This is a genomic window from Pseudomonas sp. E315 (genome assembly GCF_055406205.1).
Map to the genome: position 1 here is coordinate 84796 of NZ_JBUZPJ010000012.1, position 13207 is coordinate 98002.

The 13207-nt window shown below is 51.2% G+C and carries 13 protein-coding genes; 7 read left to right on the forward strand and 6 right to left on the reverse strand.

Annotated features, from left to right (window positions below):
* The first annotated feature begins 14 nt into the window (after positions 1-14).
* Positions 15-653, forward strand: coding sequence for a DUF1345 domain-containing protein (locus ACZRJQ_RS16770; RefSeq protein WP_463979442.1), 639 nt, complete (start codon positions 15-17; stop codon positions 651-653).
* Between the two features lie 54 nt (positions 654-707).
* On the opposite strand, the gene hppD is transcribed toward ACZRJQ_RS16770, so the two are convergent.
* Positions 708-1784: a 4-hydroxyphenylpyruvate dioxygenase gene (gene hppD / locus ACZRJQ_RS16775; protein ID WP_463979443.1), complete on the reverse strand. Its 1077-nt coding sequence runs from the start codon at positions 1782-1784 to the stop codon at positions 708-710.
* Positions 1785-2116: 332 nt separating this feature from the next.
* Between hppD and ACZRJQ_RS16780 the strand changes: the two genes are divergently transcribed.
* The 3 genes from ACZRJQ_RS16780 to gloA all read left to right on the forward strand — a co-directional run bounded on the left by ACZRJQ_RS16780 (position 2117) and on the right by gloA (position 5417).
* Entirely contained in the window at positions 2117-3667 is a 1551-nt protein-coding gene (locus ACZRJQ_RS16780; RefSeq protein WP_463979444.1) for an EAL domain-containing protein, read from the forward strand.
* A gap of 243 nt (positions 3668-3910) precedes the next feature.
* Complete coding sequence (locus ACZRJQ_RS16785) at positions 3911-4270, forward strand: histone-like nucleoid-structuring protein, MvaT/MvaU family (protein ID WP_463979445.1); 360 nt, start codon at positions 3911-3913, stop codon at positions 4268-4270.
* 625 nt (positions 4271-4895) lie between these two features.
* Positions 4896-5417: a lactoylglutathione lyase gene (gene gloA / locus ACZRJQ_RS16790; RefSeq protein ID WP_463979446.1), complete on the forward strand. Its 522-nt coding sequence runs from the start codon at positions 4896-4898 to the stop codon at positions 5415-5417.
* A gap of 57 nt (positions 5418-5474) precedes the next feature.
* On the opposite strand, the gene ahpF is transcribed toward gloA, so the two are convergent.
* The 3 genes from ahpF to ACZRJQ_RS16805 all read right to left on the reverse strand — a co-directional run bounded on the left by ahpF (position 5475) and on the right by ACZRJQ_RS16805 (position 8844).
* The gene (ahpF, locus tag ACZRJQ_RS16795) at positions 5475-7037 is read right to left on the reverse strand and encodes an alkyl hydroperoxide reductase subunit F (RefSeq protein WP_463979447.1); all 1563 of its coding nucleotides are present in this window, start codon (positions 7035-7037) and stop codon (positions 5475-5477) included.
* Between the two features lie 126 nt (positions 7038-7163).
* Positions 7164-7727, reverse strand: coding sequence for an alkyl hydroperoxide reductase subunit C (gene ahpC / locus ACZRJQ_RS16800; protein ID WP_016780891.1), 564 nt, complete (start codon positions 7725-7727; stop codon positions 7164-7166).
* Positions 7728-7905: 178 nt separating this feature from the next.
* Positions 7906-8844 (reverse strand): site-specific integrase, encoded by a 939-nt coding sequence (locus tag ACZRJQ_RS16805; protein ID WP_463979448.1) that lies wholly within the window; start codon positions 8842-8844, stop codon positions 7906-7908.
* A gap of 178 nt (positions 8845-9022) precedes the next feature.
* Here ACZRJQ_RS16805 and ACZRJQ_RS16810 point away from each other — a divergent pair, with 178 nt between their 5' ends.
* Positions 9023-10021: a DNA-binding protein gene (locus ACZRJQ_RS16810; RefSeq protein ID WP_463979449.1), complete on the forward strand. Its 999-nt coding sequence runs from the start codon at positions 9023-9025 to the stop codon at positions 10019-10021.
* A gap of 71 nt (positions 10022-10092) precedes the next feature.
* Here the strand turns inward: ACZRJQ_RS16810 and gorA are convergent, their stop codons facing one another.
* Together gorA and galU are read right to left on the reverse strand one after the other, a co-directional pair.
* Positions 10093-11451: a glutathione-disulfide reductase gene (gene gorA, locus ACZRJQ_RS16815; RefSeq protein ID WP_463979450.1), complete on the reverse strand. Its 1359-nt coding sequence runs from the start codon at positions 11449-11451 to the stop codon at positions 10093-10095.
* Positions 11452-11584: 133 nt separating this feature from the next.
* Positions 11585-12424, reverse strand: a complete 840-nt coding sequence (gene galU, locus ACZRJQ_RS16820) for a UTP--glucose-1-phosphate uridylyltransferase GalU (protein ID WP_463979451.1) — start codon at positions 12422-12424, stop codon at positions 11585-11587.
* 285 nt (positions 12425-12709) lie between these two features.
* Here galU and ACZRJQ_RS16825 point away from each other — a divergent pair, with 285 nt between their 5' ends.
* Together ACZRJQ_RS16825 and ACZRJQ_RS16830 are read left to right on the forward strand one after the other, a co-directional pair.
* Entirely contained in the window at positions 12710-12898 is a 189-nt protein-coding gene (locus tag ACZRJQ_RS16825) for a hypothetical protein (protein ID WP_463979452.1), read from the forward strand.
* Between the two features lie 24 nt (positions 12899-12922).
* The gene (locus ACZRJQ_RS16830) at positions 12923-13204 is read left to right on the forward strand and encodes a hypothetical protein (RefSeq protein ID WP_463979453.1); all 282 of its coding nucleotides are present in this window, start codon (positions 12923-12925) and stop codon (positions 13202-13204) included.
* Positions 13205-13207 lie beyond the last annotated feature (3 nt).

Here is a 13207-nt window from a genome sequence, read left to right on the forward strand (position 1 = left end):
AACAGGGATTGTTTATGCCGCATCTTGCACGCACTCATCCAAGGCTGACTGCAGCCGCTGTGCTCGGCTTGGCAGTGGGGATCTTTGCCCCTGCTGCTACGCTGACATCCAAGTTCTTGCTGGGCTGGAATACTGCCGTTTGGCTGTACTTGGCACTCACCTTCTGGCTGGTGCTTCGCTCAAAAGCCAGTGATGTGAAACGTACAGCCGCGATTGAAGATGAAAATGCCAGCATGGTGCTGTTCACAGTCTGTATTGCTGCGATTGCGAGCTTGGCGGCTGTCACTTTAGAGTTGTCCGGTAACAGCAGACTCAATGACGCTGACCGACTGATGCATTATGGCTTCACGGGGCTCACGGTCATCGGATCATGGTTGATGATTGGCGTCATTTTCAGCCTGCACTACGCCCGTCTTTTCTATAACGATGAAGGCACCGAACCCGCGTTACGCTTCCCTGAGGGATTGCTAAACCCTGATTACTGGGACTTTTTGTATTTTTCCTTCACCTTAAACGTGGCAGTGCAAACCTCTGATGTCTGCATTGCCACTCGTGAATTGCGTAAAGCGGTGCTGGCTCATTCGTTACTGGGTTTTTTATTCAATACAGCGGTGTTGGGTTTTTCGATCAACATTGCTGCCGGCTTGTTTTGACCAGACCAAAAAAAGCGGCAACCTCAGGGTTGCCGCTTTTTTAAGATGGCTAACTTAATCTGTTGCCAGGACGCCGCGACGAATCTGGTCTCGCTCAATGGATTCAAATAGAGCCTTGAAGTTACCTTCGCCAAAGCCATCATCGCCTTTGCGCTGAATAAATTCGAAGAACACAGGGCCCATCAGGTTTTCAGAGAAGATCTGCAGCAGTAAACGCTTGTCCCCTGACTCGGAAGAGCCATCCAGCAGAATTCCACGCGACTGAAGCGCGTCAACCGACTCGCCGTGATTGGGCAAGCGGCCTTCAAGCATTTCGTAGTAAGTGTCGGGGGGCGCTGTCATGAAGCGCATACCGATTTTTTTCAGCGCATCCCACGTTTTGATCAAGTCATCACTGAGGAACGCAACGTGCTGAATGCCCTCTCCATTGAACTTCATCAGAAACTCTTCGATCTGGCCTGCACCCTTGGACGACTCCTCGTTCAACGGTATGCGAATCATGCCATCTGGCGCCGTCATGGCTTTAGACGTCAGCCCGGTGTACTCGCCCTTGATATCGAAGTAACGAATTTCGCGAAAGTTAAACAGCTTCTCGTAGAAGTTGGCCCAATAGGTCATACGGCCGCGATACACGTTATGTGTAAGGTGGTCGATGATTTTTAGCCCGGCGCCTACTGGGTTACGATCAACGCCGTCGATAAATACGAAGTCGATGTCGTAGATCGAGCTGCCCTCACCGTAACGGTCAATCAAATACAAGGGAGCACCGCCAATGCCTTTGATGGCAGGCAGATTCAACTCCATTGGCCCGGTCGGGATTTCAATCGGCTGCGCGCCCAACTCCAGAGCGCGCGTGTAAGCGTGTTGCGCGTTACGCACCCGGAACGCCATGCCGCATACAGAGGGGCCATGCTCAGCCGCAAAGTAAGACGCCACACTATGGGGTTCATTATTGAGGATTAGATTGATCTGACCCTGGCGATAGAGATGCACGTCTTTGGAGCGATGGGTGGCAACCTTGGTGAAGCCCATGATTTCAAAAATGGGTTCAAGGGTATTAGGGGTCGGGGATGCGAACTCAATGAATTCAAAGCCCATCAGGCCCATTGGGTTTTCGTATAGATCAGCCATTTTGGCGCCTCATCATGGTCATTTTTAGAATTAACGTTGGGTTATTTGCTAAGAATGCAGAGGCTGACCGGAGGCGCGCAGGAGATCCCGCGTACACTGCGCGCGAGAAAATCACCGTAGATCAGTTGGAACCCGAATATCTTCATTTCGACCCATCTCGGTACGGGCGGGGCTTCTGCTTGCAGAAGTCATTATTCTTGTATGCGTAAGCGGATTCTACATGGCGTAATCTTGTTTGTCCTACCTTCTATGTGATTTAGCCGGTAAGCGGTGCTAGCCTTAAACAATCAGGCGACCTTAAAAGCCTTTCCATTTGCAGTCTAGGATTCTGAATGCCTTTCGCTCTGAAATTGACACGCAAATGGACTGATCGCTATGCGTTGATTGTGCTCAGTGGGCTACTGCCTATCGTGCTGGGTGTCTTTATTGTTTTTTGGCAAGCCAATCGCTCTCTGGAGCTGGAAGCTCGTCACACAGCAGATGAAGCAGTTCGTCAATTCGATCTCATGCTCGATAACGCTGCCCTCGCTGCTGATGTGGTACTACCACTCGCGGGCCAGCATTGCCCTCAGGTTGAGCTGGCCTTGCGTGAACAAGTTACACGCAGGCCTTTTGTTCGCTCTGTGAATCTGGTTTGGAATGACCAAATTTACTGCACATCTTTATTTGGCGACTTTAAAGAGACGGTCAACCCTGGCAATTACGTCAATGGCACCTTGTGGCTTATGAAAGGTAACCCCATAACCCCTGACGAACCCTTGCTGGTATATCGGCGTGAGGACGGACGCCGCAGTGTGCTGGTCAGTCTCTATGGCTTTCATTTAGTCAATGTTTTGGGATTGATTAACGCTAAAACGCAGTTGCTTATTCAAGTGGGTGATACCTGGATTGATCGTTACGGACAAGTAAGCGACTCTGTGCTGCCGCACTACGCCGTCGCGCAAACTCTGGTCGGCTCTGAGTCATACCCCTATAACGTGGTGGCCGGTTTTAGCACGGGAGAAATTTGGCGAGTGGCTGTTACCGAGTACCCCGCACTGTTCGCACTGCTTTTGTTTCTGGGGGGTGTTTCAGCGGCTACTGTTAAAGGCCTTCAAAAGCGCTCATCGTCGCCGTCTCATGAGTTGCAGCGTGGTTTAGAAGCGGGAGAGTTCATTCCGTACTTTCAAGCCATTGTGCGCAGTGACAATAAACAATGGGCCGGGGCTGAAGTACTGATGCGTTGGCAACACCCTCGCGAAGGCTTGGTGCGTCCAGACTTGTTTATCCCTTTTGCAGAGCACTCGGGACTCATCATTCCCATGACGCGTTCATTGATGCAGCAAACAGCAATCTTACTGGCGCCCTACGCCCAGCACATGGAGCCAGGTTTTCATCTTGCCTTCAATATTACCGCTCGCCACTGTCAGGAGCTGGATCTCATTGAAGACTGTCGTCACTTCCTACAAGCGTTTCCACCGGGACATATCAAGCTGGTGTTGGAACTCACTGAGCGTGAGTTGATTGTACCTACAGAGATAACCCACCAACTGTTCGCAGCCCTCCATGAGTTGGGCGTGATGATAGCCATAGATGACTTTGGCACAGGGCATTCAAGCCTGAGCTATTTGCGTACCTTCAACGTTGACTATTTGAAAATCGACCAGAGCTTTGTTGCGATGATTGGGGTTGACGCCTTGTCTCGACATATTCTTGACAGCGTTATTGAACTGAGCGCCAAACTGAATTTGGGGACAGTGGCTGAGGGTGTTGAAAACAAGGAGCAAAGTGACTATCTCACAGCAAAAGGTGTGGAGTATTTGCAGGGCTATCTGTATGCACGTCCCTTAATAGGCGACCAATTCATCACGTCCATGCTGACACGTTTCGACAAGCGGGCTTAAAAACATAAATATTGTCATACCCTTCAACTAACAGCGTCTATTCTGTCAGCAGATAGAACGACTAAGCCCTTCATACCTTAAGCGCTCATGCTTTTTAGCGTACAAAAGGTGGTTTGAGTTTTATCCTGTTGGAATGTTCAAGAACTGAACTATTTCCACGTATATCTGTTAAACCTTTGTATAAAGAGGTTTGTTAATTCGTTTCAATTTCTCACCACAGAATGAACAACTGGAGTAACTACTGTGTCTAGACTTGCTGAGTTTCGCGCTGCTGAAAAGGCGCTCCAAGAACAACTGGCTCAATTGGAGGCGTTGAAAAATGATGCCGGGCTGAAAAAGGAAATTGAATTCGAGCAGAAATTACAGGGGCTCATGAAAACTTACGATAAAAACCTGAAGGATATTATCGCGCTTTTAGATCCAAGACCCTCTCACCCCAAAGCTGTATCTGCCCCTAAACAACGAAAAGCCCGTGTGCTCAAGGTTTACCACAATCCACATACAGGCGAGGTTATCGAAACCAAGGGCGGCAACCATCGTGGCTTGAAGGCGTGGAAAGAGCAGTACGGTGCTGACACCGTAGAGAGCTGGTTGCGTGTTTAATTACGCCATCAAGTAATGCGCTGCAAAACACAATAGTGTTAGCTGCTTGGGGCAACTGTAGAGACGAGCTGGCTCGTAACCGCCTGAAGAACTTGACGCTCACGCAATAAACACGCGCGTTCGTTAATGCTCCTTACGAGTAAGCTCGTTCCTACAGAAGATTTAATCGTTCAAATAACACCCTTCTAAATAAAGCGGTTACTGCCCGTTCCGCAAAAGATTTAATACATGTAAATTTGTATCATTTTGTTTGACGAGCTCGCCGCGCCCGAATATGCGAGAAAGGCAGGCTAGAGCTTGCTGGTACTCATTGCAGCGAACTTAAACTTATGCCTCCCACCGCTTTTATAGAGATTAACGGAGACAGAGAGGAGCTGAATTCACATTTTTTTCACACTCATTCTCACAGGATGAAAACTGCTAAAGGACTAGCGCCCCATGCCCGCTTCGGCGGGCTTCTTTTTGCCTGTGATTTACTGAAACTCGCGGTAGTCAGGCTGGCAAGGTCAATGGATAACGACTTTTTCATTGAAACGGGTTTGGCGCACGGCAGCGCATTCCGTATCATTCGCCCATCACGCTCACTGTAGCGACCGATCACCGACATACCATTTTCGGAGGGTTCATGAGCCTGCAAGACCTGAACAAAACCCCTGGCGTTACCGCTGAACCAGATAGCGCTACCCAAAATTTCGTTTTTAACCACACCATGCTGCGCGTCAAGAACATCGAGAACTCTCTTGATTTCTACACCCGTGTTCTGGGGTTCTCCCTCGTTGAAAAACGCGACTTCCCTGACGCTCAATTCAGCCTGTACTTTTTAGCTCTGGTTGATAAAGCACAGATACCTACGGACGACGCTGCGCGCACAGTGTGGATGAAGTCTATCCCTGGCATTCTTGAGCTGACCCACAATCATGGTTCAGAAACTGATGACAGCGTTGTTTATCACAATGGCAACACTGATCCTCGCGGCTTTGGCCACATTTGCATCTCGGTACCAGACATCCGTGCTGCCTGTGAACGATTTGAAGCGCTGGGCGTAGACTTCCAGAAGCGCCTGAATGATGGGCGTATGAAGTCTTTGGCATTCATCAAGGACCCGGACGGTTATTGGGTTGAAATCATCCAACCGCAGCCAATGTAAAAGTCGTACGCAAAAAAAACCCATGATTGCTCATGGGTTTTTTATTTCAGAGGCCTATCAGTCTGGCGCTGAGGTACGAATCAAGTGATCGAATGCACTCAGGGACGCTTTGGCGCCCTCGCCCACTGCAATCACAATCTGCTTGTAAGGCACGGTTGTTACGTCACCAGCGGCAAAAATACCTGGAATAGACGTTTCACCCCGTGCATCAACAACAATTTCGCCGCGAGGAGACAGCTCAATAGTGCCTTTGAGCCAATCGGTATTTGGCAACAAACCAATCTGAACAAAAATACCTTCCAGCTCGACGTTATGCACCACTTCTGTTGCACGATCCTTGTAACGCAGGCCGTTCACTTTCTGGCCGTCACCCGTTACCTCAGTCGTCTGGGCGTTAGTGATCACGGTCACATTGGGCAGGCTATTGAGCTTGCGCTGCAAGACCGCATCAGCACGCAGCTTGGTGTCGAACTCAAGCAAGGTCACGTGAGCGACGATGCCAGCCAAGTCGATTGCCGCTTCAACACCCGAGTTACCACCCCCAATAACTGCAACGCGCTTGCCTTTAAACAGCGGGCCATCACAGTGCGGGCAGTACGCCACGCCACGGCTGCGATACTCTTGCTCGCCAGGCACATTCATTTCACGCCAGCGGGCGCCAGTGGCCAAGATCACGGTCTTAGCTTTGAGCGAAGCGCCGCTTGCAAACGTGACTTCGTGCAGCTCGCCCGCCTTGCCTGGTAGCAAACGATCAGCACGCTGCAAATTCATGATGTCGACATCGTATTGCTTTACGTGTTCTTCAAGGGCAGTCGCAAGCTTAGGCCCTTCTGTTTCCTGTACCGAGATGAAGTTCTCGATCGCCATAGTGTCAAGCACCTGACCGCCAAAACGCTCAGCTGCCACGCCAGTGCGAATACCTTTACGTGCAGCATAAATTGCAGCCGCAGCACCAGCAGGCCCGCCGCCTATGACTAAGACATCAAAGGCTTCTTTGGCGCTGATTTTTTCGGCCTGACGCTCAATTGCGCTGGTATCCAGTTTGCCGAGGATCTCTTCGAGCCCCATTCTGCCTTGACCGAAATTAACGCCGTTCAAGTAAACGCTGGGCACTGCCATCACTTGGCGCTCAGTCACTTCGTCCTGGAACAACGCACCATCAATGGCCACATGGCGAATATTGGGATTGAGCACAGCCATCAAGTTCAAGGCCTGCACAACATCCGGGCAGTTCTGGCATGACAGCGAGAAGTAGGTTTCGAAGTTGAACTCGCCTTTTAACGAGCGAATTTGCTCAATAACTTCAGCACTGGCTTTCGATGGGTGGCCGCCGACTTGCAGCAATGCCAGCACCAGCGAAGTAAACTCGTGACCCATTGGGATGCCTGCAAAGCACAGGCTGATATCGCCGCCCGGGCGATTTAACGAAAACGACGGCTTACGCGCATCAGTTCCGTTGTCCAGCAAAGTGATCTGACTAGAAAGGCTAGCGATTTCTTTCAACAAGTCATGCATTTCACGGGATTTCGCACCGTCATCGAGAGAAGCAACGATCTCGATCGGCTGGGTAACCCGCTCCAGGTATGACTTCAACTGAGCTTTTAGATTGGCGTCCAACATACGGGCGATCTCCTTAATACTGAATTCTGTGTAAAAAAAACGCCCGAGCGAATGTCGCCCGGGCGTTTTGAGGGCGATGCTGCTGACAATTAAGTGCGGATCACCGCCCTTGTCTGGCTCACAGACTTAGATCTTGCCGACCAGGTCCAGCGATGGAGCCAAGGTGGATTCACCTTCTTTCCACTTAGCTGGGCAAACTTCACCTGGGTGAGCAGCAACGTACTGAGCAGCTTTGATTTTGCGCAGCAGCTCAGAAGCGTCACGGCCAACGCCACCATCGTTCAGTTCAACGATCTTGATCTGACCTTCTGGGTTGATCACGAAAGTACCGCGATCAGCCAGGCCTGCTTCTTCGATCAGTACGTCGAAGTTGCGGGAGATGGTCAGCGTTGGGTCGCCGATCATGGTGTATTGGATTTTGCCAATGGCTGGCGAAGTGTTGTGCCAGGCAGCGTGAGCAAAGTGGGTGTCAGTCGACACGCTGTAGATTTCTACGCCGAGTTTTTTGAACTCTTCGTAGTTATCAGCCAGGTCTTCTAACTCAGTTGGGCAAACGAAAGTGAAGTCGGCTGGGTAGAAGAACACGACAGACCACTTGCCTTTCAGATCGGCGTCCGACACTTCCACGAAGCTGCCGTTTTTGTACGCAGTAGCTTTGAACGGTTTTACTTGGCTGTTGATGATAGGCATCGTTGACTCTCCGTCAGGGTTGAAAAGTTGATGGGGTGAATCCTAACAACACATTTCGTATCTGGCTCATTGGCAAAGCTGATGCTTGCGATTGGTTTTGTCTATCAGGTGACACTATAGATAGAAGAAACCTAAATCTAAATATGGGCCACCTTACTGACTTTCAACTTGACGCCGATCAGTTACCGATACGTTTTTCTGCGCTTATGCTCATCCCGGTAAACGGGCTCGCTTCAACATAGCGCATGGCAGACTTGATGTCCTTCCAACCGACGTAATTCATCAGCGACTTCAAGTCCCAACCACTTTGATGGGCCCATGTTGCAAAACCGCGACGCAATGAGTGGCTTGTGTACTGTTCTGCGGCTATGCCTGCGCGCTCCAATGCCTGGCGCAGCAATGGGATTACGCTGTTGGCGTGCAACCCCTCCTCCCCCAGATTGCCCCAGCGATCAATCCCCCTAAATACCGGGCCGCGCACCAGTGCCGAGACATTCTGCCACTCGATATAAGCGCGTACGGGACACAAGCGCACCAGTGCAGGCGTTTGAAAGGTTTTACCCAGATTATCCCGATCGCTTTTACTTCGCGGCAAGTACAGGGTAATCCCGGAACCCGCGACCGCTTGCACGTGCTCAACCTGTAAGCGACACAGCTCATCACTGCGAAAACCTCGCCAGAACCCCAGCAAAATCAATGCAGCGTCACGCCTGGCGCGAAGCAGCCCGGGGTGATCGTCATTGGCTTGCGCTGATTGCGCTTCACCTTCAAGCCAATCGACGACTTTTTCCAGATGCTGCAACTGTAACGGCTCGGCTTGCTTCTCTTGCGCAGGGTGCAACGCCCTAATGCCTTTGAACACTTTTCGTACCACCGGAGCCTTTGTCGGGTCTGGAAACCCCTGACTGTTGTGCCATTGCGCAATTGCTGACAAACGCAACTTGAGCGTATTGATCGAGAGCTGCCCGGCATGCGCCACGAGATATCGCGCCACGCTGTCGCTGGTCGCAGGCAAAAAACCACCCCATGTCACTTCGAAATGTTCGATAGCCGCCCGATAACTGCGGCGCGTGTTGTCTCGGGTGGCGGCGTTTAGGTAGCGATCCAGATCGCTCATGCGCTGTTCTCTTGATTGACGTACTGAAATACAGGCCAAAAACCACTTTTAAGCCTCTAGCACGGGATAATACCAGTATATCCCGCCTGTTATTTGCCAATTAAAGACACAGATAGAAAATCAATATAGTATGTAATTACATGATACATACTACAGTACATAATCGTAGGAGAGAGCCATGGCCCGTGGCGGCGTAAACAAAGCGGTCGTTCAAATTGCACGCACGGCAATTCTGGCCCGTGGTGAACACCCGAGCATTGATGCGGTACGTATCGAGATGGGCAATACCGGATCGAAAACCACGATCCATCGATATCTGAAAGAGCTTGAAGAACACGACTCCCGACGCGGCGCCCCGCAAGAGCAAATAGGTGACGAACTGAGCGAGTTGGTTGCACGCCTCGCTCAGCGCTTATTGGAGCAGGCTCAAGAGCCAATAGATCGAGCACAGGCGCATTACGAGCAACTGAAGGCTGGCCTGGTCGAACAACGGAACGAAGCGCAGCAAGCTCAAGCACAGGTTGAGCAGCAGCTTGAGATACAAAATGCCGCACTCAATCAAGAGGCCGAAACCCTTAAGTCCACGCGTTCCATGCTGCAAACAGAGCAAACGCGTAACGCAGCACTGAATCAGGCATGCAGTGATTTCGAGATACGCCTTGCCGATCGCGACGAACAAATTCGCTCGCTGGAAGAGAAGCATCTACACGCTCGCGATGCCCTCGAGCACTATCGCAACGCTGTCAAAGAGCAGCGCGAACAAGATCAACGTCGTCACGAAGGCCAATTGCAACAGGTGCAAATGGAACTGCGCCAGGCACAACAAAGCGCACTGGTGCGTCAGGATGAGATTACTCAACTGCACCGCGATAACGAACGCGTGCTAAGTGAGAGTCGCGCCATGAGCAAAGAGCTGAATCAGGCAACTGATCAGCAGCACAAGCTCAGTAACCTTAATGAGCGACTAAGTACGCAGTTGAGCCAACTGGAAAGTGAGCGCACGCTGCTTCAAGAGCGCTTGAGGGTTGCCGCACAGGACAGCGAAGGCCTGAAAAAACTACAGGCTGAAGCAGATCAAGCTCATACAGCGCTTATGGTGAGGGTAATCAAGGCCGAGACTGCACTCGAAAGCCTTAAGGCACTCAAAGACGAAGAAGCTCCTGCGCCTGAAGTGTAGAGCTCAGACGTGATCTGACAGTTACCGGATTTTCAGTCGCAACTGTCAGATCACGTCAAGACATCTAGAATTTATCGTTTAACTGGCGTGCGCATGGTGACGAATTCTTCAGCCGCTGTAGGGTGCACACCAATTGTTTCGTCGAAATGCTGCTTGGTAGCCCCCGCCTTCATGGCAACTGCCAGGCCTTGCACAATTTCGCCCGCCTCAGGCCCTACCATGTGGCAACCCAACACCTTGTCAGTATCAGCATCGACCACCAGCTTCATCAATGTGCGCTCTTGGCAATCGGTGAGCGTTAGTTTCATAGGGCGGAAGCTGCTTTCAAAAATCTGAACCTTATGGCCCTCTTCAATGGCTTGCTCTTCGCTCAAACCAACAGTGCCAATAGTGGGCAAGCTGAAAACAGCCGTAGGAATCATCTTGTAATCGACAGGGCGATACTGCTCAGGCCTGAACAAGCGACGCGCCACTGCCATACCCTCCGCCAGCGCGACGGGCGTGAGCTGTATACGACCAATAACATCGCCAATGGCCAAGATAGACGGTTCAGCGCTCTGATAAAGCTCATCCACCTCAACAAAGCCACGCTTGTCGAGCTTGACGCCTGTGCTCTCCAGGCCGAGATTATCAAGCATAGGGCGACGCCCCGTGGCGTAGAACACGCAATCTGCAACTAGCTCTCGACCATCCTTGAGCGTTGCTTTCAAGCTGCCGTCAGCCTGCTTATCAATGCGCGCGATATCCGCATTGAATTGCACGTCCATACCGCGCTTAGTCAGCTCTTCATGTAAATGCTTGCGTACAGCGCCATCAAAACCGCGCAGGAACATATCACCGCGATACAGCAAAGATGTTTGCGCTCCCAAACCGTGGAAAATCCCGGCAAACTCAACAGCAATGTAACCTCCACCCACCACCAGCACGCGCTTTGGCAGCTCTTTGAGGAAGAATGCCTCGTTAGAGGTAATCGCGTGTTCATGACCAGGAATTTCCGGGATCTGCGGCCATCCACCTGTGGCTATCAAAATGTGCTTAGCGGTGTGGCGCTTGCCATTGACTTCAACTTCATTGGGCCCGGTCAGCTTGGCGTGACCTTCTAACAACGTAACGCCGCTGCTAACCAGCAAATTACGGTAGATGCCGTTTAGACGTTGAATCTCGCGATCCTTGTTGGCGATTAGTGTCGCCCAATCAAAGCTGGCCTCACCCAAATTCCAGCCAAAGCCCGATGCCTGCTCGAAATCCTCAGCAAAATGCGCCCCATAGACCAGCAGTTTTTTAGGTACACACCCCACGTTGACACAGGTGCCACCCAGATAACGACTTTCTGCTACTGCCACCTTGGCACCGAAGCCTGCGGCGAATCGTGCAGCCCGCACTCCACCAGAACCCGCACCAATTACAAACAAATCAAATTCGTAAGCCATTTATTCCTCCTAGGCAGGCCATCAGCATAATCGCTCCAGCGCGATTGACCAGCGCCGGGTCTAGCTCTAGACCAAAAACAACAAAGCCACCCTGAGGTGGCTTTGCCTTCAAACACTCAGCACGCTTGCTCTATCAGTAAGCTTTGCCAGTTTTGTAGAAATTCTCGAAGCAAAAATTGGTTGCTTCGATGTAGCCTTCGGCACCACCACAGTCAAAACGCTTACCTTTGAACTTGTAGGCAATCACGCAGCCATTTTGCGCCTGCTTCATCAAGGCGTCGGTGATTTGGATCTCGCCACCCTTGCCCGGCTCGGTCTGTTTGATCAGCTCGAAAATGTCCGGGGTCAAAATGTAGCGACCAATGATCGCCAAGTTTGAAGGCGCATCTTCCGGCGCTGGTTTTTCAACCATGTTGCGCACACGGTACAAGTCATCGCCGATCAAATCGCCGGCAATAACGCCATACTTGTTGGTTTCTTGAGGGTCAACTTCCTGGATCGCAATGATGGTGCAGCGATACTGGTTGTACAGCTTGACCATCTGCGTGAGTACGCCGTCACCTTCAAGGTTGACGCACAAGTCATCTGCCAGCACCACAGCAAAAGCTTCGTCGCCGATCAGCGGACGCCCTGTCAGAATTGCGTGACCCAAGCCTTTCATTTCAGTTTGACGTGTGTAGGAGAACGAGCACTCGCTCAGCAGACGACGAATACCCACCAGGTATTTTTCTTTGTCGGTGCCTTTAATCTGGTTTTCCAACTCATAGCTGATGTCGAAATGGTCTTCCAGTGCACGCTTGCCGCGACCCGTCACGATGGAGATTTCATTCAAGCCAGCATCCAGCGCCTCTTCAACGCCGTACTGAATCAGTGGCTTGTTCACCACCGGCAGCATTTCTTTAGGCATGGCTTTGGTCGCTGGCAAAAAGCGAGTGCCGTAACCGGCTGCTGGGAACAAGCATTTCTTGATCATATGAGTCCTTAACAGGGCTGTACGTACGAATTTGGCGCAGTCTAATCAGGCGGCAGTCACCTTACAATGCCCCCCGATAGCATACTGATGCCAACATAGAGAAATTTTGTGCCAGATAGTTCATTTCTGACCGTTTTTTATGTTTTACACGGCGCCATTGAACCTATGAAAAGCCCTCATGGTCTGCTGATCATGGTGCACAAGCTTTAGCTAGAACAAGCGTGAAGCCCTTGATGATAGGCGCTATCATCACGCCACTAACTTAGCTAACAAGGCAACTATTCGATGTCCGCAGCAAACAGTGTCAACGGCTACCTGATCAAGCAAATCCAATCCGGCGCCTGGTGGATTACAGATTCATCTGAAGAAAACGTTGCAGGCCCATTCAGTTCAGAGCAAGACGCTATAGCGGTTGCCTCGGTATTGCAGGACCAGCCTACTGCTCCCGCGCGTCGTGGCAACAAAAAATCCTGACACTTTAGTGATGACCAAGGCCCAATGAATAAACCTTTTGCACTAATTGCACTGCTCGCCCTTGGTGGCTGCGCCACCTCTTCGAACACTTATCTGCCTAACGGCGAACAAGGGCTAAGCATAGACTGTTCTGGCGAAGCCATGTCTTGGGCCAAATGCTACGAGAAGGCCGATGCTTCTTGCGCCGGGACGGGGTACAGCATCGTTGGATCAGATGGCACGCCGGCCGTGGCTGAAAGCGATAAAACCTTAGGCATCGACGTAGGCAACTTCAAGAGCCGAAACATTGTTGTAATGTGCAAGTAGCCC

Coding starts and splice junctions, on each gene's coding strand:
- ACZRJQ_RS16770 (WP_463979442.1), top strand. CDS start 15: ATGCCGCATCTTGCACGCACTCATCCAAGGCTGACTGCAGCCGCTGTG.
- hppD (WP_463979443.1), bottom strand. CDS start 1,784: ATGGCTGATCTATACGAAAACCCAATGGGCCTGATGGGCTTTGAATTC.
- ACZRJQ_RS16780 (WP_463979444.1), top strand. CDS start 2,117: ATGCCTTTCGCTCTGAAATTGACACGCAAATGGACTGATCGCTATGCG.
- gloA (WP_463979446.1), top strand. CDS start 4,896: ATGAGCCTGCAAGACCTGAACAAAACCCCTGGCGTTACCGCTGAACCA.
- ahpF (WP_463979447.1), bottom strand. CDS start 7,037: ATGTTGGACGCCAATCTAAAAGCTCAGTTGAAGTCATACCTGGAGCGG.
- ahpC (WP_016780891.1), bottom strand. CDS start 7,727: ATGCCTATCATCAACAGCCAAGTAAAACCGTTCAAAGCTACTGCGTAC.
- ACZRJQ_RS16805 (WP_463979448.1), bottom strand. CDS start 8,844: ATGAGCGATCTGGATCGCTACCTAAACGCCGCCACCCGAGACAACACG.
- ACZRJQ_RS16810 (WP_463979449.1), top strand. CDS start 9,023: ATGGCCCGTGGCGGCGTAAACAAAGCGGTCGTTCAAATTGCACGCACG.
- gorA (WP_463979450.1), bottom strand. CDS start 11,451: ATGGCTTACGAATTTGATTTGTTTGTAATTGGTGCGGGTTCTGGTGGA.
- galU (WP_463979451.1), bottom strand. CDS start 12,424: ATGATCAAGAAATGCTTGTTCCCAGCAGCCGGTTACGGCACTCGCTTT.
- ACZRJQ_RS16825 (WP_463979452.1), top strand. CDS start 12,710: ATGTCCGCAGCAAACAGTGTCAACGGCTACCTGATCAAGCAAATCCAA.
- ACZRJQ_RS16830 (WP_463979453.1), top strand. CDS start 12,923: ATGAATAAACCTTTTGCACTAATTGCACTGCTCGCCCTTGGTGGCTGC.